Raw genomic sequence first — 22,696 nt, 5'->3', positions numbered from 1 at the left:
ATTGATCGGCCCGAACAGTGCTCCTTGCCCTGTGGCGCCCGCTTAGCGGCGCTCGCCCCGCCCCCTTCTCGGGAGGCGGGGTTTTTCATGACCGCGATCTTGCGTATTATTCTTGCGTAACCCCACGGGTTTCCGCGAATGGTATTTCAAAGGGGGCTTTGCAACCCGCCCCGACCTACCGCACACTGCGGCGCGCAGTTCGGGCAAAACACACCCGACCGATCGAGGATAAGAGGACCGCGTGCCAAGGGGGCTCTTAAGCGCTCTGCGGACGCGGGGTCCCGGCGCTTCGGCGAAGCGCCTGAAAAAACGTTACCGTCGAGGGGAGAAACCAACCATGACCAATGCCTACGAAGAGGCCTACCAGCGGTCCATCACCGACAAGGAAGGCTTCTGGGGAGACGCCGCGCGCGATATCGTGTGGACCAAACCCTGGGATCGCGTGCTCGACGAGTCCCAGGCCCCCCTGTACCGCTGGTTCGCCGGCGGCGAGCTCAACACTTGTTATAACGCCGTCGACCGTCATGTCGACGAGGGTCGGGGCGATCAGGCGGCGATCATCTATGACAGCGCCATCACCGGCGCCAAACGCACGATCAGCTATAAAACCCTGAAGGATCAGGTGGCGGGCTTCGCCGGCGTGCTGGCCAGCCGGGGTGTCGGCAAGGGCGACCGGGTCATCCTTTATATGCCGATGATCCCCGAAAGCCTTGTCGCCATGTTGGCCTGCGCCCGCCTGGGCGCCATCCATTCCGTGGTGTTCGGCGGCTTCGCGCCCAATGAGCTGGCAACCCGCATCAACGACGCCCAGCCCAAGGCCATCGTCGCCGCCTCCTGCGGCATCGAACCCAACCGGGTGATCGCCTATAAGCCGCTGGTCGACGAGGCGATCCGCCTGTCCGCCCACAAGCCCGACTCGGTGATCGTCTGGCAGCGCGAGGAAGCCCGGGCCGATTTGTCCAACCCCGGCGATATTGATTGGGCCCTCGCCCTGGAAACCACCACGCCGCATGACTGCGTGCCGGTGGCGGCCACCGATCCGCTTTATATCCTCTATACGTCGGGCACCACCGGCCAGCCCAAGGGGGTGGTGCGCGACAACGGCGGCCACGCCGTCGCCCTGCGCTGGACAATGAAGGCGATCTACAACATGAGCCCGGGCGACGTGTTCTGGGCGGCTTCCGATGTCGGCTGGGTGGTCGGCCATTCCTATATCTGCTACGCCCCGCTGTTGCTTGGCGCCACCACCTTGGTGTTCGAGGGCAAGCCGGTGGGCACCCCCGATGCCGGCACCTTCTGGCGGGTGATCGCCGAGCACAAGGTGGCGACCTTGTTCACCGCCCCCACCGCCTTCCGCGCCATCAAGCGCGAGGATCCCGACGGCCTGGAAATCGGCAAATACGACCTGTCGTCGTTGCGCGCCCTGTTCCTGGCCGGCGAGCGCTGCGATCCGGCGACCATCGACTGGGCCGAACACAAGCTGGGCGTTCCGGTCATCGATCATTGGTGGCAGACGGAAACCGGCTGGGCGATCGCCGCCAATTGCCTGGGCTTGCACCTTTACCCGGTCAAGCACGGCAGCCCGACCCTGGCCGCCCCGGGCTGGGACGTGCGGGTTCTGGATGACACCAACCACGAGGTCAATCCCGGACAGATCGGCGCCCTGGTCTGCAAACTGCCCCTGCCCCCGGGCACGCTGACCACGCTGTGGAACGCCGAGGCGCGCTTCCGTCAAGCCTATCTCGCCGACTTCCCCGGCTATTACAAAAGCGGTGACGCCGGGTTCATCGACGACGAAGGCTATATCTATGTGATGACCCGCACCGACGACATCATCAATGTCGCCGGCCATCGCCTGTCGACCGGGGCCATGGAAGAGGTGCTGGCCGGCCATCCGGCGGTGGCCGAATGCGCCGTCATCGGCATTTCCGACGATCTCAAGGGACAGGTGCCGCTGGGCTTCGTCTGCCTGAAGGCCGGCATCACCACCGAACCGGCGCAGATCGCCAAGGAATGCGCCGCCCTGGTCCGCGACCAGATCGGCCCGGTGGCGGCCTATAAGCAGACCGTGGTCGTGCCGCGCCTGCCCAAGACGCGCTCGGGCAAGATCCTGCGCGGCACCATGCAAAAGATCGCCGACAACGAGGCCTTCAAGATGCCCGCGACCATCGACGATCCGGGCATCCTGCCCGAAATCGAAGAGGCCCTGGAAAGCATCGGCTTGGCGCGCAAGCGCGTCTGATCCGTCCTTAAACCTCGGGGGAGGCTGTGAAGCGGCCTCCCCCGGGATCGTCCAAGGCCAAAAGCCTCAGCGCATGCGCATCGAGCGCATCAGGCCGAAGGGTTTGCGTACCAAGTCCAGCGGATTGAGCAGGCGCGGCAGAGTGGGCAGATGGGTCATGCGCTCGCGCAGCTTGGCCCGCGCCTTGCGCAGGCGGATGACGCCCTCAAGCCGCCGGTCGAGGAAGGCCCAGGTTTCAGCCGACTCCTCGGAAGTATCCTCCAGCCAGACCAGCAGGGTCGCGCCATAGATCGCGGCCAGTTCGGCGCGCTTGGTATAGAAGCTGAAATCAACGCTGCGATCGCCCACCGCATGCCAGATGCCATCGACCGTGGCATAGGTGGATTTCAGCGACAGCCGGGCATGGCCGGGAAGGCTGAGCAAAGCCAGCCCGCGACGCACCGCCTCGCGGTCGCCGGCCCAGCGTTCCAGCCGCAGCTTGATCGCCAGATGGATCTTTTCAGGAAGCTTCAGCCCCGACAGGTCCCGGGCGCCCAGATCGGCCTCCATCATCCGGTTGGCCAGATCGATGAAATGACCGACGGCTTCGGCCGGCCCGCCGGGAAAGGCCCGATCGGCGGCCTCGCGGTCGAAACCGGCGCTTTCGGCCCCCAGGCGCAAAGCCTTGCCCGACCACCCATCGAAAGGGACGTTGGGAAGGGTCGCAAGCAGAATGCGGTCCCTGATGTCGCTGTACTCCATGGACAATCTCCAGACCAAAAGCGCGGGCCGGGACCAAATCGACCCTGGTCCCGGCGTTAAAGGGGGCTCGAGCGGTGGGCGCGGAAAATCCCCGCGTCCTTAAATCTATGGCTGCTCGCGGTTGGCCGCCAGCGCCTTGCGAATTTCTTCGACGAAACCGAACTGGCTGGGATCGCGCAGACGGCGCGGATAAAGCACACCGTCAAGATGGTCATATTCGTGCTGAACGACCCGGGCATGGAAATCGCGGGCTTCGCGTTCGACCTCCCGCCCGTCCAGATCGACGCCGCGATAGCGCAAGGACCGATAGCGGGGCACCAGACCGGTGAGCCCGGGCAGCGACAGGCAGCCCTCCCAATCCTCGACCATCTCTTCGCCCAGCGGCGTCAGTTGCGGATTGATCAGAACGGTCAGCGGCACCGCCCCCTCGGCCTCGGTCGAGCGGTTGGCCGGAACGTGGAAGATCATCACCCGCAAGGGCACATGGACCTGGGGCGCGGCAAGGCCGACCCCACCCGAGTCGGCCAGGGTCTCGATCATATCGGCCACCAGACGGTGGATCTTTGGGTCGGTGGGATCTTCGACCGGTCGGGCGATTCCCGCCAAAACCGGCATTCCCATCCTTGCGATCTTCAGAATAGCCATGGCGGCGATTATGCCCGCGCTGGCCTCTTGGGTAAACCGCCGTTCCATGCTAAAAAGCCCGCCTCGACCCCGGGTCATTGGCACTGGGGTGGCCGGTCGTTTGAAAAGGGTCCGGGTTCAAGCTGGGTGTCTGCGCCGCTTGGACAATTTCCTTTCCACCGTCGTTTTCCTATGATAGGAAGCGCGCCTCCGGGCTGGTCTGACCATGTCCGCACGGTTTGTGTTTCCGATGCTAGATCGGTGACTGTCATAACGCGACCCTCCCCGCCCCCGGCACAGGCGGTGAATGGGAGGGGGGTCTCAAGTCGAAGGAGAGAGAGCCCTGGTTCAGGTTCTGGTGCGCGACAACAACGTCGATCAGGCGTTGAAGGCGCTGAAGAAGAAGATGCAGCGCGAAGGCGTGTTTCGCGAGATGAAGCTTCGCCGCAATTTCGAGAAGCCCTCCGAGAAGCGGGCCCGCGAAAAGGCCGAAGCCGTGCGCCGCGCCCGCAAGCTCGAACGCAAGCGTCTAGAGCGCGAAGGCTTCTAGGGATTCGGGTGGCAAGGACCTCGTGGTTTTTCCGGGGTCTCGCCGCTTGAAACTTTGGACTCTGGATCAAAGCGCTTGCGTTGGATGCTGGTCATTCAACGCGGTTTGATCTGGAGAAGTGCCCGGGTTCCGTTAGACACCGCCGATTACCGCCCCCGCGTTTCGCGGTCAGGGCGGTATTGGTGTTTTCGGTCAGCGCCAAACGCCAAGGCCCGCCCCGGATAGGAGGCGGGCCTTGGCGTTTGGTGGAAACGGACCGGCCGAGGGGCCGGCCCGTGATGCGCGCTCAGACGCCGACGGCCGCCCGGTAGAGGGCGAGCAGTTCCTCTTCCTCGGCCAGATCGTGCTTGTCCTTCTTGCGCAGGGCGACCACCTTGCGGATGATCTTGGCATCGAAGCCATTGCCCTTGGCCTCGGAGTAGACTTCCTTGATATCGTTGGCGATATTGGCCTTTTCTTCTTCAAGGCGTTCAATCCGCTCGACGATGCTGCGCAACTGGTCGGCGGCCACGCCACCGATATCCTGAGCGACACCGCCGACGGGAACTTCGTCCTCAAGCACGTCCATGCCCGGTCTCCGTTGAATTCTGGGGGATGATGAAAAGGTCGCGCACCTTAACGAGGCGCCGCCCTTGCCGCAAGCACCCGGCGGTGACCCTGAGGCCGGCGCGCGGGGACTCCGCTCGCCGCCCAGCGCTCTAAGAGCTTGATCATCAAGAAAATCATCGGCGCACTCTGGCTCAGATCGCTCGGGGATTTGCTTGGGGGCTAGGGAAACACCCCCTCGTCCCAATAGGGCAGTTTGCCGCACCAGCCCTTCAGGTGATCGACAAAGGCGCGAACCTTGGCCGAGACATGGCGATTATGGGGATAGACGGCATTGATCCCCTGCTCGGGGCCGGTCCACTCGGGCAGCAGGCGCACCAGCCGGCCGGCCCGCAGGTCATCGCCGCACAGGAAAGTCGGCGAGATCATCACCCCGCCCCCCGCCACCGCCGCCGCCCGCAAGGCGTCGCCGTTGTTGGCGCGGAAGCGCCCATGGACCGGCACGCTGACCTGTTCGCCGCCCCCGGCGTGAACCAGCGGATAAAGATCGCCAAAGCGCTGCAGGCTGTAGATCAGGCAATTATGCCCGGTCAGATCCTCGGGCCGCTCGGGGGCGCCCTGGGCCTTGATGTACTCCGGGCTGGCGCAAACGACGATATGCAGCGGCGCCAACCGCACGGCGATCAGGCTGCTATCGGGCAGGCTGCCGATCCGCACGGCGACATCGAAACCGGCATCGAGCAGATCGACGAAACGGTCATCCAGCGTCATATCGACGCCAAGGCCGGGATGATGGGCCAGAAACGGTGGAATGGCCGCGGCGAGATGGCGAAAGCCAAAGGACATCGGGGCATTGATCCGCAAGGTGCCGCGCGCCGCGCCATGCAGGGCCCCGGCCGCCTGCTCGGCCTCTTCCAGATCGGCGAGGATCGCCTGACAGCGCAGCAGATAGACCTCGCCGACCTCGGTCAGTGACAGCCGCCGGGTGGTGCGGTTGACCAGACGCGCCCCCAGCCGGTCCTCAAGCGCCGAGACATATTTGCTGACCACCGAGCGCGACAGCCCCAAGCGTTCGGCTGCCCGCGAAAAGCTGCCCAACTCCGCGACCTTGGTAAAAGTCTCCATCAACGTCAGCCGGTCCATGGCCGGTGGTCACTCCCCTCAAGCCGCCCGGGCGGCCCATGCCAGCCCTCTGGCTGGTAGTGCACCCCCGGCGGACGGCGCCGTCCAGGAATTTCTCCAAAGAAGCCGGAAAGGACGCGAAATTAGCCGCTTTCGCAGTGCTTTAGACATTTCCCGTCTTTCTGGGCGGCGGCCGTTGACCCGGCCGGCGCCGCCGGCCATGTGCTTGACATAAGAAGCGATCGAAACAAATCGCGCCGATGGCCCCAGGGAGAGAGTCCGATGAGCATTTTTTTCGCCGACCCCTTCGACGATCACGAAAGCGTCGTCTTCGCCCGCGACGCCGCCTCGGGTCTGCGCGCCATCATCGCCATTCACAGCACCGCCCTTGGCCCCGCCGTTGGCGGCTGCCGGATGTGGCCCTATCGCAGCGAGGAAGAGGCCCTGGCCGATGTGCTGCGGCTGTCGCGGGCCATGAGCTACAAGAACGCCCTGGCCGGTCTGGCTTTGGGCGGCGGCAAGGCGGTGATCCTGGGCGAGTCGCGGAGCGAAAAATCGCCCGAGCTGCTGCGGGCCTTCGGCCGCGCCGTCGACCGCCTGGGCGGCGCCTATCGCACCGCCGAGGATGTCGGCACCTCGGCGGCCGATATGGACATCATCGGCGAGGAAACCCGCCATGCGCTGGGCCGCTCGGCCAAAGGCGCCGTCACCGTCGGCGATCCCTCGCCCTATACGGCGCGTGGCGGGCTGGCGGCCATGCGCGCCGCCGTCCGCCATCGCTTGGGCCGTGACGGGTTGGCCGGCCTTACCATCGCCATTCAAGGCTGCGGCCAGGTTGGCGCCCATCTCGCCCGCCTGCTCCAGGCCGAAGGCGCCCTGGTGGTGGTCGCCGATCTCGATCCGGCCCGCGCCAGGGCCCTGGCCGGGGAGACCGGCGCCGTGGCGGTCGAGGCCGACCGTATTCTTTCGATCAAAGCCGATGTGATGGCCCCTTGCGCCCTGGGGGCTATACTCGACGATCAGGTCATCGCCGCGCTCAACGTTCCGATCGTCGCCGGTCTGGCCAACAACCAGCTTGCCCAGCCCCGCCATGCCGCCCTGCTCCACGACCGGGGCATCCTTTATGTTCCCGATTACGTCGCCAATGCCGGCGGCATCATCGCCATCGCCGCCGAACACGATGGCCGGGTCGACCGCGCGGAAATCCTCGGGAAAATCGAAGGGATCGGCGCGACAACGGCGAAAATCCTTGATCGCGCGGTGCGCGAGAACCGCACCACCGCCGTCATTGCCGACACCCTGGCCCGCGAAAGGCTGGCCGCCGCCAGCCCCCGGCCCGCCGCCGCCCAGCCCCGGCGTCAGGCCGGCCGCGCCTTGGGCTGAGCGCGCCGCCGTTTTCCCCTCTCCCGCCGGTTGGGCAACGTTTACGCCTTATCAATCGTTTAGGGCTACGTTCTGAAGTAGCGAAGCAACTAAGAGCGCTGCTTTCCGCCTTAAATGGTTTTGGGATAGGGATTGGGGCTTCGATGAGAGAAGCTTTTCCATGGGGTAGCACGGGGCAAGACAGCGGACGGCCGCAAGGCCAACCGATGACGCCGTCGGCCGACGCGCCCCGCAGCGAGCGGACCGAAGAGGGGGCGGACGGCAAGGCCGACCGCTTCCGTCTGCTCGATGCCCTGTTCGTGGAGGCCGAACTTCTGGCCCATGGCAAGGATGGTCGACCGCTGACCCCCCAGGAGCGCCTGCGCCTGTCGGCGATCACCGAGGAAATCGACGGTTTGCTCAACCGCATCGAAGGTCGGTGCGAGCGTCCAGCGGCCGATTTGGCCAGCCCGGACCTGTGGGGCGCCGACGTGCCGCCGCCGGCCAGCCCCCTTGCTTGCGCCACGCCGCCAACGTCCCGGCCCTGCTCGGGCGCCATGGACGAAAACGATATCGAAACCGCCCTGCGCTCGGTCGCCGTGCTGGTTCCCGCCAGCCGATCGTGCCGCGAAGCCGACCGCGCCGCCGGTCTGATCCGCCGCCCTCCGGCGCCGCCTTTGGCCCTGGATGTCGAAAACGCCCTTGATACCATCGCCGCCTATCTCGATGACGGCCGGTCGTTCGATCCGTTGCGCGCCTCGCTGCTCGCCCAGTTCCAACCCCGGCCCCTGCCGCCGACCGAGGCCCGGCTGATCGGGGCGTTGTCAGCGCGGATGGAACAGATCCTTGATAGCTGCACCGATGCGGTGCTCAGCCCGGAGGCCGAGCGCGATCTTGACGATCTGCTCGCCGAAGCCGACCGCATTCTTGGCCGACTCGACTCACCCGCCCGCCCGGGGGCGTCCTGCCGCGAGGCCGCCGCTTGGCGCAAACTGGTCGATGGCCTGGGGCGACAGGTTACCACCCTGTTCCACGACCCCAGCCCCCTTCACGCCCGATAGGCCGTTGCGCGCCCGGCAAATTCGCCCGGTCGACTAATCAACTGGTCGGTATAATCGCTGTCCATACCGACCAGTCGTTTTTTGCAGTGCAGCATTTCGAGGCTTGCGCCCCCTTGGTCCTGGGGCGATCTATCAAGGGAATCCCCCGTCGCGGAGCCCCTTTGATGAATACCATAACCCCGATCTCCACCCGTCGCGTCACCCTGGCCCTGCAGGGCGGCGGGTCGCACGGCGCCTTTACCTGGGGGGTGCTCGACCGCCTGTTGGAAGAACCCCGCCTGCGCATCGAGGCGGTGTCGGGCACCAGCGCCGGGGCGATGAACGCCGCCTGTCTTGCCCATGGACTGGCCGACAGCGGACGCCAGGGGGCGCGCGACACCCTGGAGCGCTTCTGGACGGCGATCAGCAATGCCGCCGCCTTCAGCCCGATCCGGCGGTCGCCTTTGGCTATCTGGCTTGGCAACTGGTCGGTCGCCGACAGCATGGGCTATCTGATGTCGACGGCCTTTGGCCGCGCCCTGTCGCCCTATCAAAGCAATCCGCTCAACATCAATCCCCTGCGCGAAACCGTCGAGCGCATCATCGATTTCGACGCGGTCCGCGCCTGCCGGGACCTGTCCTTGTTCGTCACCGCGACCAATGTTCACACCGGCCGGCCAAGGATCTTCACCCGCGAGGATCTGAGCGTCGACGCCGTTCTCGCCTCGGCCTGCCTGCCCCATCTGTTTCAGGCCGTCGAGATCGACGGCGTTCCCTATTGGGACGGCGGCTATGTCGGCAATCCGGCGCTGTGGCCGCTGATTTATGAAACCGATGTCCGCGATCTGTTGCTGGTCCGCATCAATCCGTTGATTCGCGAGCAAACGCCGATGACCGGCCTGGAAATCGCCGATCGCCTGAACGAGATCACCTTCAACGCCAGCATGTTTCGCGAAATGCGCGCCATCGCCTTTGTCGGCCGCATGCTCGATGAAGGCTCCCTCGACCCCGAGCGCTACAAGCGCATGCTGATCCACGCCATCGAAGCCGAGGACGATCTGAAAAGCCTGGGCGCGTCGAGCAAGCTGAACGCCGAACTGCCCTTCCTTTTCCATCTGCGCGATATCGGCCGGCGGGCCGCCGACGATTGGTTGACGAAAAACCTGGAAAAAATCGGCTACGAAAGTACGGTAGACGTCGCTTCCGCTTATCTGTAGAGGGGCTTTCCCGGCCTCCCCCGCTCCGCCGCCGAAAGGGCGCCGATGTCCGACGACGTGTTGCTGACCAATGCCACCATCGTCGGACGACGCGAGGTTTTCGCCGGGTCGCTTCGGATAAGCGGCGAAACGATCGCCGCCGTCGATCGCGGCGGCTGCGCCCTGGCTGGCGCCGAGGATTTGGGGGGCGACATGCTTGTCCCCGGATTGATCGAGTTGCATACGGATAACGCCGAGAGCCACCTGGAGCCGCGCAACGGCGTGCGCTGGCCCTTTCCGATGGCGGCGGTGCTCGCCCATGACGCCCAGTTGATCGGCGCCGGGATCACCACGGTTCTCGATGCCATCGCCATTGGCGAGTACCAGGACCGGGGCAGCCGTCGCCAGCTTCTGGCCGAATTGATCGCCGCCATCCGCCATGCCCGCGCCCAAGATCTGCTGCGCGCCGACCACCAGCTTCATCTGCGCTGCGAATTATCCGACCCTTGCGTGGTCGAGTTGTTCGAAACCCATGGCGGCGACCCGTTGGTCAGGTTGGTCTCGCTGATGGACCACACCCCCGGTCAACGCCAGTTCCGCGATATCGAGACCTGGAAGCGTTTCCATCGCGCCCGCATGGGCGATGAAGCCGAGATGGAGCGTATTCTCAACCAAGGGCTGGAGCGCCAGGAGCGCACCGTCACCGATCATCGCCGGGCCGTCGTCGCCTTCTGTCGGGCCCGGGCGATTCTCCTTGCCAGCCATGACGACACCACCGAGCAGCATGTGTCCCAGGCCCTGGCCGATGGCGTGACCATCGCCGAATTCCCGGTGACCATGGCGGCGGCGACCCTGGCCCATGGCGCCGGATTGCGCACGGTCATGGGCGCCCCCAACGTCGTGCGCGGCGGATCGCACTCGGGCAATATGGCCGCCATCGATCTCGCCCGCGACGGCATGCTTGATGCGTTGTCGAGCGATTACGCGCCGATGAGCCTGCTTCACGCCCCCTTTCTGCTCACCGAACGCTTGGGGATGGCGCTACCCGATGCCCTGGCCCTGGTCAGCGACTCGGTCGCCTCCATGCTCGGCCTCGACGACCGCGGGCGAATCGAAGCCGGCTTGCGCGCCGATCTGCTGCGGGTGCGTTTGTGCGATGGCCTTCCGGTGGTCCGCGCCGTTTGGCGGGGCGGACGCCGGGTTCTCTGACCGACAAAGGATCGCCCGTCTTGCGCCTTGCCCTTTACGCCGCCCCGCCGGCCGATCACCCGCTTGCCGAGAAAACGGCGCTGTGGCTGTCCAACCCGCCGCCGCTCGCCGGATTTTCGGCCGAAACCCTTCACGCCCTGACCGCCGACCCCCGTCACTATGGCTTCCACGCCACCTTGAAGGCGCCCTTCGCCCTGGCCGCCGGCGCCACCCCCGATCTGGTGATCGACGCGGCGCGGCGCTTCGCCCTTCACCGCGCCGCCCCGCCGCCGCTGACCTTGACGGTGCGCGCCCTGGGGCCGTTCCTCGCCCTGGTGCCACCGGCCCCGGTCCCGGCGATCGACGCCCTGGCCGCGGGCTGCCTGCGCAGCTTCGAACCCTTCCGCGCGCCCTCCGACCCCGCCGATCTGGCCCGCCGCCGCGCCGCCGGCCTGACCCCGTCACAAGACGCCCACCTCGCGCGCTGGGGATATCCTTATGTCCTGGGCGACTATCGCTTTCACATGACGCTGAGCGGCCCCTTGATCGATGCCGACCGCCGCGAGGCCCTGAGCCGGGCCCTGGCCGAGTGGCTGGCCCCGGCCCTGGCGATCCCGGTGAGCTTTCGCGATCTCTGCGTGTTCGGGCAAGACGACCGCGCCACCCCCTTCAGCCTTGTCGCCCGCCTGCCCTTCGGGGGTTAGACAAATCGGGCTGATCAACGATCATTTTGTACGGATACTTTAATATATCTCTGGTACTTTAGGGCGACACAGTCGTGGGGACCGCCCCCGGATCGTCGCCTTAAGGCCCTTTGAGGTAATAATGCTTCGCATTCCTTCGCGTTCGGATAGCCGGTTCGTTTTATTCCTGTGCTCTACGGCCCTTCTGGTTACCGCCTTCGCTTTTTTCGCCACCTATGGCGGCCTTAAAGAACTAAGAGCCCGCGACGTTTGGCGGGCCGAAGCACACTCAAAGGACCTAACCAAAGCCATAAGGCAAAGCACGACAAATTACCTAGAAAAAGTTGAAATATCACTCAATACAATCGCTTATGTGATTGAAAAGGATAATCACATAGGAAAACGAGAAAAAGAACAGATTGAAAACCTTCTATCAAACCAATTCTTGATATTCCGAGACAACGAAAATATTTCCATTACAAACGAAAAAGGCGAAATAATATTTCACGAAGGCCTAAACACTCCTTTAAATTTCAGTGTCTCTGACCGAGACTATTTCATTAGCTTAAAAAACGGCACCAAGACCGGCTTGGTGGCGAGCCCGGTTCTGATCAGCCGCCTTTCGAAAAAGCCGGTTATCATCTTTTCCAGATCCTACACAAAAGCCGACGGAACCTTCGGCGGCATCGTCGCCATGCCGGTTCCGACCGATCGCTTTCAGCACCTCGTTTCCGGGTATACCCTGGGCGGGAGGGACAGGCTCAGCCTGTTTTCGGAAGATCGCTCGCTGATCGTCAGCACCGAGCCCACCACCATAGGCGCGAAAGCCCCCGCCAATCCCGCCCCCCCTCATCCCTTCGATGATCGTCCAGACCACCCCATTCAGGATGGAACCCAACGCCACATCGATCCATCGGACAACACAACAAACATTATTACCATCGCTCAAATTCCTTCTGCGGACATGCATGTCTTATGCGAAATATCAGAAGACGACTATCTGTCAGAATGGTATGAAACTCGAAACATCAGCCTGTTATTTGTCGCATTTTTTCTATCTTTATTTTATCTATCCCTGTTTATTTTATATTTTTTTTGGAGAAGACAAAAAGAAGACGCCACCCGGCTTCGTGAGAGCAACGAACAAACCCAGACCGTCCTTAGAACCTTGCGCGAGTCGGATAACGCGCTGGCGGCGGCCTGCGAGGTTGGCGGATTGAGTACCTTCATCCTCGATCTCTCCGCCAACCTCTGGATGCGATCGCCCGAACAAGAAGCCATCTTCGGACTCGACGGCCGTCACCCCCGAACACGGGACGCTTGGCACGCCCTGATCTACCCGGAGGATCGGGGGGGAGTGCTCGATTATTTCGCCGAACGAGACGCTTTGGATACCGGCGAATTCGATATCCAATACCGCATCATCCGGCCGAGCGACGGGGCCGTTCGCTGGATTCACGGGGCGGGGAAACTCGAGCGGGCCGAGGATCTGTCTGTGCGGCGGCTGGTCGGCGCGATCAAGGATGTCACCGAGATCAAGGAAGACCTCGACCGGACCGAATTCCTCGCCTACCACGACAGCTTGACCAATTTGCCCAATCGCCTGCTTCTGGCCGACCGCATGGGACAAGCCCTGGCCCTGGCCGTCCGTCGGCAAGATCTGCTCGCCGTCTGCTACCTTGATCTCGATAGCTTCAAACCCATCAATGACACCTGGGGGCATAGCGTCGGCGACGCCCTGTTGATCGAGGTCGCCCGACGCTTGCAGCAGAACGCCCGGGCGGAAGACACCGTCGCCCGTTTGGGTGGCGACGAATTCGTGGTTTTGCTGTGTGGCTTCAAGGCCGAAGCCGAGGTGGAGCGGGTCGTGCGGCGCATGATGGACTCGATCGCCACGCCCTATTCCGTCGGCGGCAGGCAGGTCACCCTGACCGTCAGCATGGGGATCACCACTTTTCCCCGCGACGCCGAGCAGGAGGCCGACGCCCTTATCCGCCATGCCGATCAGGCGATGTACGAGGCCAAGCGTCAGGGCCGCAACCGCATCCATTACTTCGATGCGGAAAAGGACCGCCTCCACAAGGAGCGCCAGACCTATTATAACCGCATGGTCGCCGCGCTTGAAGCAAATGAATTCCAGCTTCACTATCAGCCGACCATCGACCTTGTCAGCGGCGTCTTCTCCGGAGTGGAAGCCTTGATCCGCTGGCGCCACCCCGAGCGCGGCCTGCTGTTGCCCGGCGCCTTTCTTCCCGACATCGAGGACACCGATTTAACGGTTCCGCTCGGCGAATGGATCTTGCGCGAGGCCCTGCGACAAAAGGAACGCTGGCAGGACATGGGGCTGAGCCTCACCGTCGGGGTCAATCTTTTCGGCTACCACCTTCAGCAAGACAGCTTCGTCGCGCGCTTCGCCGCCATTCTCGCCGAGTTTCCCGCGGTCCACCCCGAAGAGGTGACCCTTGAGATCGTCGAGACCACCGCCATGCGCGACCTTGCGGCGATTTCGGAAAAGATGTGGGACTGCAAGCGCTTCGGCGTGGATTTCGCCCTTGATGATTTCGGCACGGGCTATTCGTCGCTCACCTATTTCCGCCGGCTCCCGGTGACCCATTTGAAGATCGACCGGTCCTTCGTCACCGATATTCTTGAAAACGCCCAGGATCAGGCCATGGTGCAGAGCATCGTCGCCATGTCCCATGCCCTGGGGCGCAAGGTGGTCGCCGAAGGCGCCGAGACCTTGGCCCATTGCGCCGCCCTTGGCCGCTATGGGTGCGATTTCGCCCAAGGCTTCGGCATTGCCCGCCCCATGCCGGGCGAAGACATTTTCCCCTGGGCCCGCCAGTGGAACAGGCCCGACTCTTTGAGAGTCAGCCTAGGCGAGGCCTTCGCCTAGGGCGGGACGCGTGAAACTTGGTCCCCGCACCCGCTCCAGAATACTGACAGTGAAGCAAATCGTCGTCGCGCTCTGGTTCCGAGCGCTCGGGGATTTGTTCTAATCGTCGAGTTCGAACCACAACACGGTGCCGCGTCCGGGGAAGCTTTCCATGCCGACCCGGCCACCCATCAATTCGGCCAAGCGCCGGGTGATCACCAGAATGGTGCCGGTCCGCCCGCGACTGCCGACGGGTTCCAGCCGCAACCGGGCGCCGGGCAGGATCGGCCCGCGCCGCCGGCTGGCCGGATCCAGGCCGTCGCGCCCCCCCTCGCTGGCGGGGCATCCCACTTCGATGCGCAGGCGACCGGGGGGATTGTCCAGCGGCCGCACCGACAAGGTGATACTGCCGGGCAAGGCGGCATGCGCGGCCGGATCGAGCGCGTTGAACTGCAAGGCGCAATCAAGAAGATTGGTCAGCACGGTTTCAAGCAGGGCTTCGTCGCCGAGGATGGTTTCGGGCGTATCGGGGGCGACGGAAACACCGACCTTCAGGCCGAATTCCGCCGCCGGCGCCAGAACGGCCGCACGCGCCCGGGTGCAGACGGCGCGCACCTCGACGGGGGCGAATTCCAAGGCGACGCGGCCGGCTTCCAGATTGGCGAAGCCGCGCACGTCGGTGGCGATCTGCCCGAGAAGCGATAGCGCCTGCTCGACCCGTTCAAGGTCGGGGTGGCTCGATCTCAGGGCCAGGGCCATCGCTTCCACCGGAACGACCAGTTCGCTGGCGAGCACATCAAGGAAGGCGCTCTCGGCGCGGCCGCTTTCCGCCAAGCTCTTTGCCCCCCCTTCGGCCGAAAGATCGTGCAGGAACAACACCACCAGCCCGCCGCCGTTTTCACGGCGCAGCGCCCGCAAACTGAGCTCGGCGGGAAAGACGCTGCCATCGGCACGCCGCCCCTCGACGCGACGCGGCCCCTCTTCCTCGCCGGTCGGGGCCGGCCAGGGCGGGCCGCCGTCTTCGCCCGCCGCGGTCAGCAGGGACAGCGGCCGGCCGACGGCGCGGGGCAACGGATAGCCAAACAGCGCCTCGGCGGCCGGGTTGAGGCCAATGATGGTGCCCCGGCCGTCAAGGGTGACGATGGCCAGCGGCGCCCCGTCGAGCACGCCCGAGAGATAGGCCTTGGCCGCCCGCGCCTGACGGCCGAGGAAACGCCCGCGCTGGTCCGTCGCCTCGATCTGGGCGCTTAACCGAGTGATCCGCCCGCCGAGATGGCGCCAGATCCCCCAGGCCGCCAGGCCAGCGCAAACCAAAAACAGTCCGGCAAGCCCCCCGGCGGCGGCCAGCGTCCAGCGGTCCGTCGGCATCCTCCCCGTCGCCAGGACCGTTCCCGCCGCAACACCAAGGGGGCCCAATGAGACCATCAGCCCGAGCAGTCCGCAGGCCACCGGATCAAGGCGCGTCCGGGCTTCGGACCGGGCGCTGGCCGGCTCGGCCAGAAAAGCCGGCATACCATGGGCCGCCCCCTCGCCAAGGCCCGGCCCGAGCGACGCCTGTTGCTCGTCGGCGCGGTCCTCCTCCTCGGGCGGCTCGGAATCGCTCGCGTCGGCGATGTCCGCAAGGGGAGGCTCACGGCGGCCCGTCTGCCCGGAAGGACGTTCAACCGGCGCGGCGGCGGCAAGCGGCGCCATGGCCGCCGGATCGTCGGACTTGTCCACCCCCTGTCGCGGCGGCCGGCCCTCCCGGGACGGGCTGGTCGCCAGGGGGTCTTCGGGCAGAGGGGGCAACAAGAAAGGCGCCAGGGGTTCGGAGCGGGGGATCGAAAACTCCCGGTGATCCTCGGCTTCGCGGCGCGGCGCCTCCAAAGGGTCGACCCCGAGGGGCGACGGCGGATCGCGGGCTATGCGCGGCGCGTCGGGATCGCGCGGGGTCGCGCTCAGCGGCTCATACAGGTCGTCCTCGTCCACAGGATCGAGCGTATCGGCCTCGCCCTCCCCCACGCGGCCGCCGGTCTTCTCCGCCTCGTCCCAGGACAGCGCCCGCGAGACCTCTTCGGCCACGGCATCGCCCGCGCCGCCGAAAGACCCGCCGAGGAACGGATCGTGGCGCCGCTCGGCGGGCGGAGGATCGGTCCGCCGGCGCGGGCTCTCCTCGGCGCGCCAAGCAACAAGCGGATCCTCGGTCCCCTCGCCATCGCCCTTTGTCAAAACCGGGGGCAGCGCGGCGGCCGGTGGACCGAACGAAGGGGGCTCGGCCGAGGGTGGAGCGGAGTCGGAGTCGGAGAAGGCGACAAAGGGATCGGCGAGATCGAACTCCGATTGTCCGGCCGTCGGCTCGCTACTGCGCTTGCGTGCGGCCCATGCCTTGAAAATGGGAATCATCGCCGTCCCTTCTTTCCTCGTCGTTCGTTCCGGGGTCGCCTTCCGGCGATCCGCACGCCGCGTCACCCCCGGGTATGACTGGCCGGACGGGCGCTTTCAACCCCTTCGCATCAATAGACGGAAGGATCGCTTCGTTTCGCCAAGATCATGGCCTTTTTCGGTGAAACAGCCGGCGGGATTGATCGTTGGTTTCCCGTCCACGGTTGGCCGGAGCCGCCCCCCTATCCTCCCCCGGCCGGCCAGAAGAGCGAAAAAATGCCATCACAAGGAGATTTCCGATGGGACTGTTCATCAAAGATATCGGCAGTCTGGATGACCTTTTCGTCCATGCGCTGGAAGATATCTACTACGCCGAGCAAAAAATCCTGACGGCCCTTCCCAAGATGATCGAGAAGGCCACCGACAGCGCGCTCCGCGAAGGCTTCGAGACGCATTTGCACGAAACGCAAAAGCAGGTGGAACGCCTGGAGCAAGTCTTCGCCAATCATGGCGTCGAGCCGAAGGCGACGAAATGCGCGGCGATCGATGGCATCATCGACGAGGCCGAGGATTTGGCCGGTGAAATCCGTGACACCGAGGTCCTCGACGCGGCGCTGATCTCGGCGGCCCAGGCGGTCGAGCATTACGAGATCACCCGCTACGGCACCCTGGTCGCCTGGGCGAAACGTCTGGGGGCCGATGACTGCGCCCAGTTGCTTGAAGAAACCCTGGCCGAGGAGAAGGCGACCGACGAAAAGCTCTCGGCCCTCGCCTATTCCGCGATCAACCTGCGGGCGGCAGAGTAGCCCGCTTTTTTATAACCCTTGGCGGAAGGCCCCGGCTCCTTGAAACGAGCCGGGGCCTTTTTGCTGGGGAGCCACGCCGCTCCCATCGGCAAAAGCCCATAATTTAGGCATAGTTATAAAACGCCCTCTTTTTGTGCTCAGATGTCAAGTCGCTCTGGTCCGACCCGGACCAGAATAAGCGCGGTCGCACCGTCTGGCCCCAGGCTTGGGACGGTCCGCCAAGGCAGGGGGGACGGGAACGATGGGATTGTATCGGGCGACGGTGGGGGGAACACGCTACGACTTCGCCGATTTGCGAACGGTGATGGCCTGCGCCTCGCCGCGCCGCTCGGGCGACGAACTGGCCGGACTGGCCGCCGAGAGCGACGCCCAGCGCATGGCGGCCCGCCTCGTTCTCGCCGATCTGCCCCTGCGCGCCTTCCTTGACACGCCGCTTGTTCCCTATGAGAGCGACGAAGTCACCCGGCTGATCATCGATACCCACGATGGCGCCGCCTTCGCCCCGGTCGCCAGCCTGACCGTTGGCGGCTTTCGCGACTGGCTGCTGTCCTATGCCGCCGATAGCGCCGCCCTTGCCGCCCTCGCCCCCGGACTGACCCCGGAAATGGTCGCCGCCGTCAGCAAGCTGATGCGCAACGCCGATCTGATCGCCGTGGCGGCGAAATGCCAGGTGATCACCGGCTTTCGCACGACGCTGGGCTTGCCCGGCCGTCTGGCCAGCCGCCTTCAGCCCAACCACCCCACCGATGATCCCGCCGGTATCGCCGCCTCGACCCTTGACGGTCTGCTGTTTGGCATGGGCGACGCGGTGATCGGCATCAATCCGGCGACCGATAACGTCGGCGCCTGCGTCACCTTGCTTGAGATGCTGGACGCCGTGCGCCAGCGCTTCGACATCCCCAGCCAATCTTGCGTGCTGACCCATGTCACCAACAGCATCGAGGCGATCAACCGCGGCGCCCCCCTCGACCTTGTCTTCCAGTCGGTCGCCGGCACCGAGGCGGCCAATGCCGGCTTTGGCATCAGCTTGTCGCTGCTGGGCGAAGCCCGCGAGGCGGCCTTGTCGCTGCGGCGCGGCACGGTGGGCGACAACGTCATGTATTTCGAGACCGGCCAGGGCGCGGCGCTGTCGGCCGACGCCCACCACGGCGTCGATCAGCAAACCGTCGAGGTCCGCGCCTATGCGGTCTGCCGGGCCTTCAAGCCGCTGATCGTCAATACGGTCGTCGGCTTTATCGGCCCGGAATATCTGTATGATTCCAAGCAGATCATCCGCGCCGGCCTGGAAGATCACTGCTGCGGCAAGCTGCTTGGCCTGCCGATGGGGGTGGATGTCTGCTACACCAACCACGCCGAGGCCGATCAGGACGATATGGATACCCTGATGACCCTGCTTGGCGTCGCCGGGGTCACCTTCCTGATCGGCGTGCCCGGCGCCGATGACGTGATGCTCAATTATCAGAGCCTGTCCTATCACGACATCCTTGGCCTGCGTCATCTGCTTGACCGCCGCCCCGCCCCCGAATTCGCCGACTGGCTCGCGCGCATGGGCATGAGCGACGCCGGCGGACGCCTGCCGCCGCTCGATGCCAGCGCCCCGGCCCTGCGTCGCCTTCTGGCTTCGGGAGGCTGAGACGGCCATGACCCTTCCCCCCGTCGTCGATCCCTTCGCCCGCTTCCGCGCCGCCACCCGCGCCCGGGTCGGCCTGGGGCGCAGCGGTGACGCCCTGCCGACCACCGCCCTGCTCGAGTTCCAGATCGCCCATGCCCGGGCCCGCGACGCCGTTCATGGCGCGATCGACGCCGAGGCCCTGGCCCGCGCCTTCGCCCCCTTGCCCACAGCAACGGTCCACAGCGCCGCCAGCGACCGCGCCGTTTATCTGCGCCGCCCCGATCTCGGCCGCAGGCTCGACGACGAGAGCGCCGCCCGCCTTGACGCCCTGGGCGAAGGCGGACAGGGCTGGGATGTGGTGTTCGTGATCGCCGATGGCCTGTCGGCCGCCGCCGTCGCCGCCCATGCCCAAGCCACCGTGCGCGCCGCCCTTGAAACCCTGGGCGGCCGGCTTTCGGTCGGCCCGCTGGTCATCGCCAGCCAGTCGCGGGTGGCGCTGGGCGATGACATCGGCGCCCGGTTGAAGGCGCGCATGGTCGCCGTGCTGATCGGCGAGCGCCCGGGTTTGTCGGTCGCCGATTCGCTGGGCGCCTACATCACCTTCGATCCCCGCCCCGGTCGGCGGGATTCGGAGCGCAACTGCATTTCCAACATTCACGCCGACGGCCTCCACGCCGATCAGGCCGCCCGCACCCTGTGCTGGCTGGTCGAGGAAGGCCTGCGCCGCCGGATCACCGGCATCGGGCTCAAGGAAGAGGCTCAGCCCCGCCTCGGGGCCGGTGAGGGGGGAAACCTACCGCCTGTCCTCGACCCGTCCGACCGCTTAGGAGAGTTATCGTCATGACCTTGTCGATCAAACCCACGCTCAAGAAAAGCCTGAGCGGGCTCCACCTGTGGGGCATCGCCGTCGGGCTGGTGATTTCAGGGGAATACTTCGGCTGGAGCTACGGCTGGGATCAGGCCGGAACGCTGGGCTTTCTGGTGACCACCATCCTGATCGCCGTGATGTACACCACCTTTATCTTCAGCTTCACCGAGTTGACCACGGCCATTCCCCATGCCGGCGGCCCCTTTGCCTATAGCTACCGCGCCTTCGGCCCGCTGGGCGGCTTCCTGGCCGGCTTTGCCACCTTGATCGAATTCGTCTTCGCCCCGCCGGCGATTTCGCTGGCGATCGGCGCCTATCTCAATGTCCAGTTCCCCGGACTTGATCCCAAGCTAGCCGCCGTCGGCGCCTATGTCGTGTTCATGGCGCTCAATATCGCCGGGGTCACCATCGCCGCCACCTTCGAATTGCTGGTGACGGTTCTGGCCATCGCCGAATTGCTGGTGTTCATGGGCGTGGTTTCGCCGGGCTTCTCGTTTACCAATTTCGTCGCCAACGGCTGGTCGGGCGAAAGCGGTTTCTCGTTCGGATCGCTCTCGGGCATCTTCGCGGCCATTCCCTTCGCCATCTGGTTCTTCCTGGCGATCGAAGGGGCGGCGATGGCGGCCGAGGAAACCAAGGATCCGCGCACCACCGTTCCCAAGGCCTATATCGCTGGCATCCTGACCCTGGTTTTCCTGGCCTTCGGCACGATGATCTTCGCCGGCGGCGTTGGCGACTGGAAGGCGCTGTCCAACATCAACGACCCGCTGCCCCAGGCGATGAAGGTGGTGGTCGGCGAGTCCAGCGGCTGGTTGCACATGCTGGTGTGGATCGGCCTGTTTGGCCTGATCGCCTCGTTCCACGGCATCATCATGGGCTATTCGCGCCAGATCTTCGCCCTCGCCCGCGCCGGCTTCCTGCCCGCCGTCTTCTCCACCGTCCATCCCTCGCGCAAGACGCCCCATTGGGCGATCCTCGCCGGCGGCGTCATCGGCATCGCCGCCATCTTCTCGGACTCGTTCATTTCCATCGGCGGCCTGCCTTTGACCGCCAATATCGTCACCATGTCGGTCTTTGGCGCCATCGTCATGTACATCATGAGCATGGCCGCCCTCTTCCGCCTGCGCCAGAGCGAGCCGGCCCTCGACCGTCCCTTCCGCGCCCCGTTCTATCCGGTGTTTCCGGCGATCGCCCTGGCCATGGCGGTGGTCGCCCTGATCACCATGATCTACTTCAACCCGATGGTCTTTGGCCTGTTCGTCGGGCTGATGGCAGCGGGCTGGCTGTTCTACCGCTTCACCGCCCATCTGCGCGCCGCCGCCCCGGGCGACGGCCTGCTATCGGTCGGCGGCATCGAGACCATCGCCCAGACCGAAGCGCGCAGCTTGGTCGACTAAGCGGCCGGGATCATCCTTGGCCCGGGCTTTGCAAAGATATCCCCGACCGTTTCGACGGCCCCGCGACAGGCGCGGGGCCGTTGGCCTTTATCGGCGAGGCCCCCATGTCTCATAGCCTGGACTCACGGCACATGTGCCAGAATCGCCTATCCTTTGGGCAACGCAATATCCTGGCGGCGGCGGCTTGCGGCATCGCCCAGGGCATTCGCGCCCAGGGGGCCGATGCCGACGCGGTGTTCATCAAGGCGGGGGTGCGCGAAAGCGATCTGGGCGATCCCCGGCTGTCGCTCGACCTGGGATCTTATGTGGCGATGTTCGAACTGGCCGCCGTCGCCACCGGCAACGACAATTTCGGCCTATGGTTCGGTCAGGGCTTTCTGCCGCCGATGCTCGGGCTGATTGGCGAGATCGCCCTGTGCTCGCCGACCCTGGGCAGCGCCCTTGATAACCTCGCCACGCTTTTTCCCTTCCATCAGCAGGCCACCCAAACCCGCCTGCGCCGCGACGGAACCCTGCTCCGCTTGGAATACCGCATCCTTGATGGCCGGATCATCGACCGCCGCCAGGATGCCGAACTGACCATGGGCATGTTCGCCAATGTGCTGCGCGCCGCATTGGGGCCGGGCTGGCGTCCCGAGGAGGTGCATTTCGAGCACCCCCGGCCCGAGGGATGGGCCGCCCACGGCCGGGCCTTCGACGCCGATATCCATTTCGGCCAACCGACCAACGCCCTGGTCTTTCGCGACCGCGACCGCGAGCGCCCGATGCCCGCCGGCGACCTCGGCCGCCTGACCCGCCTGCGCGACGAGTTACTCAGCGTCAGCGGCGGCACCGGCCGGGTTCCCTTCGTCGAACAGGTGCGCGGCGAAACCCGCCGCCTGCTGACCGAAGGCGCCCCCCATATCGAGGATGTGGCCGAGGCCCTGGGTCTGGCGCGCTGGACCCTGCAGCGCCGGCTGGCCGACGAGGGGTTGAGCTTTTCCGATGTGGTCGACGACCTGCGCCGCACCTTGGCCAAACGCTATGTCAGCCAGCCCCATGTGCCCTTGGCCGATATCGCCCAATTCCTCGGCTATTCCGAACCCAGCGCCTTCTCCCGCGCCTTCGTCCGCTGGTTCGGCATCTCCGCCCAACAGATGCGCCGCGCCGAAGCGGCTTAGCGCCCGCTGGTGGGATAAAGGGTGTGGTGCCAATAGGCGAAGCCCATCAGGGCGACGCCGGCGGCGACATGGGCCTTGCGCGCGCCATGGCCGTGCAGGGCGCCGGTTAGCACCAGGGCGCCCATCGACAGCACCATGCCGTTCTTGGCCAAGGCCCGATCCCGACGCAGGCGCTCGCGCTTCAGGGCGACGGGAGAGGCGCTTTCCACCGGCGCCGGAGCGGCGGTCGTGGTCTCGGCCTGCGGCAGGGCGGATTTGGTCATCAAGCGGGTCTCCGGGCGAAAGGTCTAATGAAAGCCGATCCTTACCCGGGCCCGGCCCGC

19 protein-coding genes are annotated in these 22,696 nt (G+C 65.3%); 13 read left to right on the top strand and 6 right to left on the bottom strand.

From position 1 onward, the window contains the following. Window positions 1-337 precede the first annotated feature (337 nt). A complete protein-coding gene (locus RRU_RS05460; RefSeq protein WP_011388801.1) occupies window positions 338-2,242 on the top strand; it encodes a propionyl-CoA synthetase in 1,905 nt (634 codons plus the stop codon). 66 nt (window positions 2,243-2,308) lie between these two features. On the opposite strand, the gene RRU_RS05455 is transcribed toward RRU_RS05460, so the two are convergent. Then, complete coding sequence (locus RRU_RS05455; RefSeq protein WP_011388800.1) at window positions 2,309-2,983, bottom strand: COQ9 family protein; 675 nt, start codon at window positions 2,981-2,983, stop codon at window positions 2,309-2,311. Window positions 2,984-3,088: 105 nt separating this feature from the next. Next, a complete protein-coding gene (gene def / locus RRU_RS05450; protein ID WP_081467713.1) occupies window positions 3,089-3,628 on the bottom strand; it encodes a peptide deformylase in 540 nt (179 codons plus the stop codon). 286 nt (window positions 3,629-3,914) lie between these two features. On the opposite strand from def, the gene rpsU reads away from it, so the two are divergent. Beyond that, window positions 3,915-4,157, top strand: a complete 243-nt coding sequence (gene rpsU, locus RRU_RS05445) for a 30S ribosomal protein S21 (protein WP_011388798.1) — start codon at window positions 3,915-3,917, stop codon at window positions 4,155-4,157. A gap of 286 nt (window positions 4,158-4,443) precedes the next feature. On the opposite strand, the gene RRU_RS05440 is transcribed toward rpsU, so the two are convergent. Next, a complete protein-coding gene (locus tag RRU_RS05440) occupies window positions 4,444-4,725 on the bottom strand; it encodes a DUF2312 domain-containing protein (RefSeq protein ID WP_011388797.1) in 282 nt (93 codons plus the stop codon). Window positions 4,726-4,925: 200 nt separating this feature from the next. Further along, window positions 4,926-5,846: a LysR family transcriptional regulator gene (locus RRU_RS05435; protein ID WP_011388796.1), complete on the bottom strand. Its 921-nt coding sequence runs from the start codon at window positions 5,844-5,846 to the stop codon at window positions 4,926-4,928. Between the two features lie 261 nt (window positions 5,847-6,107). On the opposite strand from RRU_RS05435, the gene RRU_RS05430 reads away from it, so the two are divergent. The 6 genes from RRU_RS05430 (at window position 6,108) to RRU_RS05405 (ending at window position 14,190) form a co-directional block, all read left to right on the top strand. Next, on the top strand, window positions 6,108-7,208 hold the full coding sequence (locus RRU_RS05430) for a Leu/Phe/Val dehydrogenase (protein ID WP_011388795.1): 1,101 nt from the start codon (window positions 6,108-6,110) through the stop codon (window positions 7,206-7,208). A gap of 206 nt (window positions 7,209-7,414) precedes the next feature. Further along, window positions 7,415-8,248, top strand: a complete 834-nt coding sequence (locus RRU_RS05425; RefSeq protein WP_014626081.1) for a hypothetical protein — start codon at window positions 7,415-7,417, stop codon at window positions 8,246-8,248. Between the two features lie 164 nt (window positions 8,249-8,412). Beyond that, the gene (locus tag RRU_RS05420) at window positions 8,413-9,444 is read left to right on the top strand and encodes a patatin-like phospholipase family protein (RefSeq protein WP_011388793.1); all 1,032 of its coding nucleotides are present in this window, start codon (window positions 8,413-8,415) and stop codon (window positions 9,442-9,444) included. A 45-nt stretch (window positions 9,445-9,489) separates the two neighbouring features. Next, a complete protein-coding gene (locus RRU_RS05415) occupies window positions 9,490-10,632 on the top strand; it encodes an alpha-D-ribose 1-methylphosphonate 5-triphosphate diphosphatase (protein ID WP_011388792.1) in 1,143 nt (380 codons plus the stop codon). A gap of 20 nt (window positions 10,633-10,652) precedes the next feature. Then, window positions 10,653-11,315, top strand: a complete 663-nt coding sequence (locus RRU_RS05410) for a DUF1045 domain-containing protein (RefSeq protein WP_011388791.1) — start codon at window positions 10,653-10,655, stop codon at window positions 11,313-11,315. Between the two features lie 121 nt (window positions 11,316-11,436). Next, window positions 11,437-14,190 (top strand): bifunctional diguanylate cyclase/phosphodiesterase, encoded by a 2,754-nt coding sequence (locus tag RRU_RS05405; protein ID WP_011388790.1) that lies wholly within the window; start codon window positions 11,437-11,439, stop codon window positions 14,188-14,190. Between the two features lie 99 nt (window positions 14,191-14,289). Here RRU_RS05405 and RRU_RS05400 read toward each other — a convergent pair whose 3' ends face one another. Next, window positions 14,290-16,551, bottom strand: coding sequence for a PAS domain-containing sensor histidine kinase (locus RRU_RS05400; protein ID WP_011388789.1), 2,262 nt, complete (start codon window positions 16,549-16,551; stop codon window positions 14,290-14,292). Window positions 16,552-16,829: 278 nt separating this feature from the next. On the opposite strand from RRU_RS05400, the gene RRU_RS05395 reads away from it, so the two are divergent. From RRU_RS05395 to RRU_RS05375, 5 genes are all read left to right on the top strand, one after another. Then, window positions 16,830-17,336 carry a ferritin-like domain-containing protein gene (locus RRU_RS05395; RefSeq protein ID WP_011388788.1) on the top strand — a complete coding sequence of 169 codons (507 nt, stop codon included), beginning with the start codon at window positions 16,830-16,832 and terminating at the stop codon, window positions 17,334-17,336. Window positions 17,337-17,577: 241 nt separating this feature from the next. Further along, window positions 17,578-18,969 carry an ethanolamine ammonia-lyase subunit EutB gene (locus RRU_RS05390; RefSeq protein ID WP_011388787.1) on the top strand — a complete coding sequence of 464 codons (1,392 nt, stop codon included), beginning with the start codon at window positions 17,578-17,580 and terminating at the stop codon, window positions 18,967-18,969. Between the two features lie 7 nt (window positions 18,970-18,976). Further along, a complete protein-coding gene (eutC, locus tag RRU_RS05385; protein WP_011388786.1) occupies window positions 18,977-19,792 on the top strand; it encodes an ethanolamine ammonia-lyase subunit EutC in 816 nt (271 codons plus the stop codon). 8 nt (window positions 19,793-19,800) lie between these two features. Next, window positions 19,801-21,213, top strand: coding sequence for an ethanolamine permease (gene eat / locus RRU_RS05380; protein WP_376783097.1), 1,413 nt, complete (start codon window positions 19,801-19,803; stop codon window positions 21,211-21,213). A 131-nt stretch (window positions 21,214-21,344) separates the two neighbouring features. Further along, window positions 21,345-22,373 carry an AraC-like transcriptional regulator QhpR gene (locus RRU_RS05375; protein ID WP_014626079.1) on the top strand — a complete coding sequence of 343 codons (1,029 nt, stop codon included), beginning with the start codon at window positions 21,345-21,347 and terminating at the stop codon, window positions 22,371-22,373. On the opposite strand, the gene RRU_RS05370 is transcribed toward RRU_RS05375, so the two are convergent. Continuing rightward, entirely contained in the window at window positions 22,370-22,636 is a 267-nt protein-coding gene (locus tag RRU_RS05370) for a hypothetical protein (RefSeq protein ID WP_011388783.1), read from the bottom strand. The two genes, RRU_RS05375 and RRU_RS05370, sit on opposite strands and share 4 nt — an antisense overlap. Window positions 22,637-22,696 lie beyond the last annotated feature (60 nt).

It is taken from the genome of Rhodospirillum rubrum ATCC 11170 (assembly GCF_000013085.1).
In the GTDB taxonomy this organism is placed as follows: domain Bacteria; phylum Pseudomonadota; class Alphaproteobacteria; order Rhodospirillales; family Rhodospirillaceae; genus Rhodospirillum; species Rhodospirillum rubrum.
This window is presented reverse-complemented; position numbering and strand designations above follow the sequence as displayed.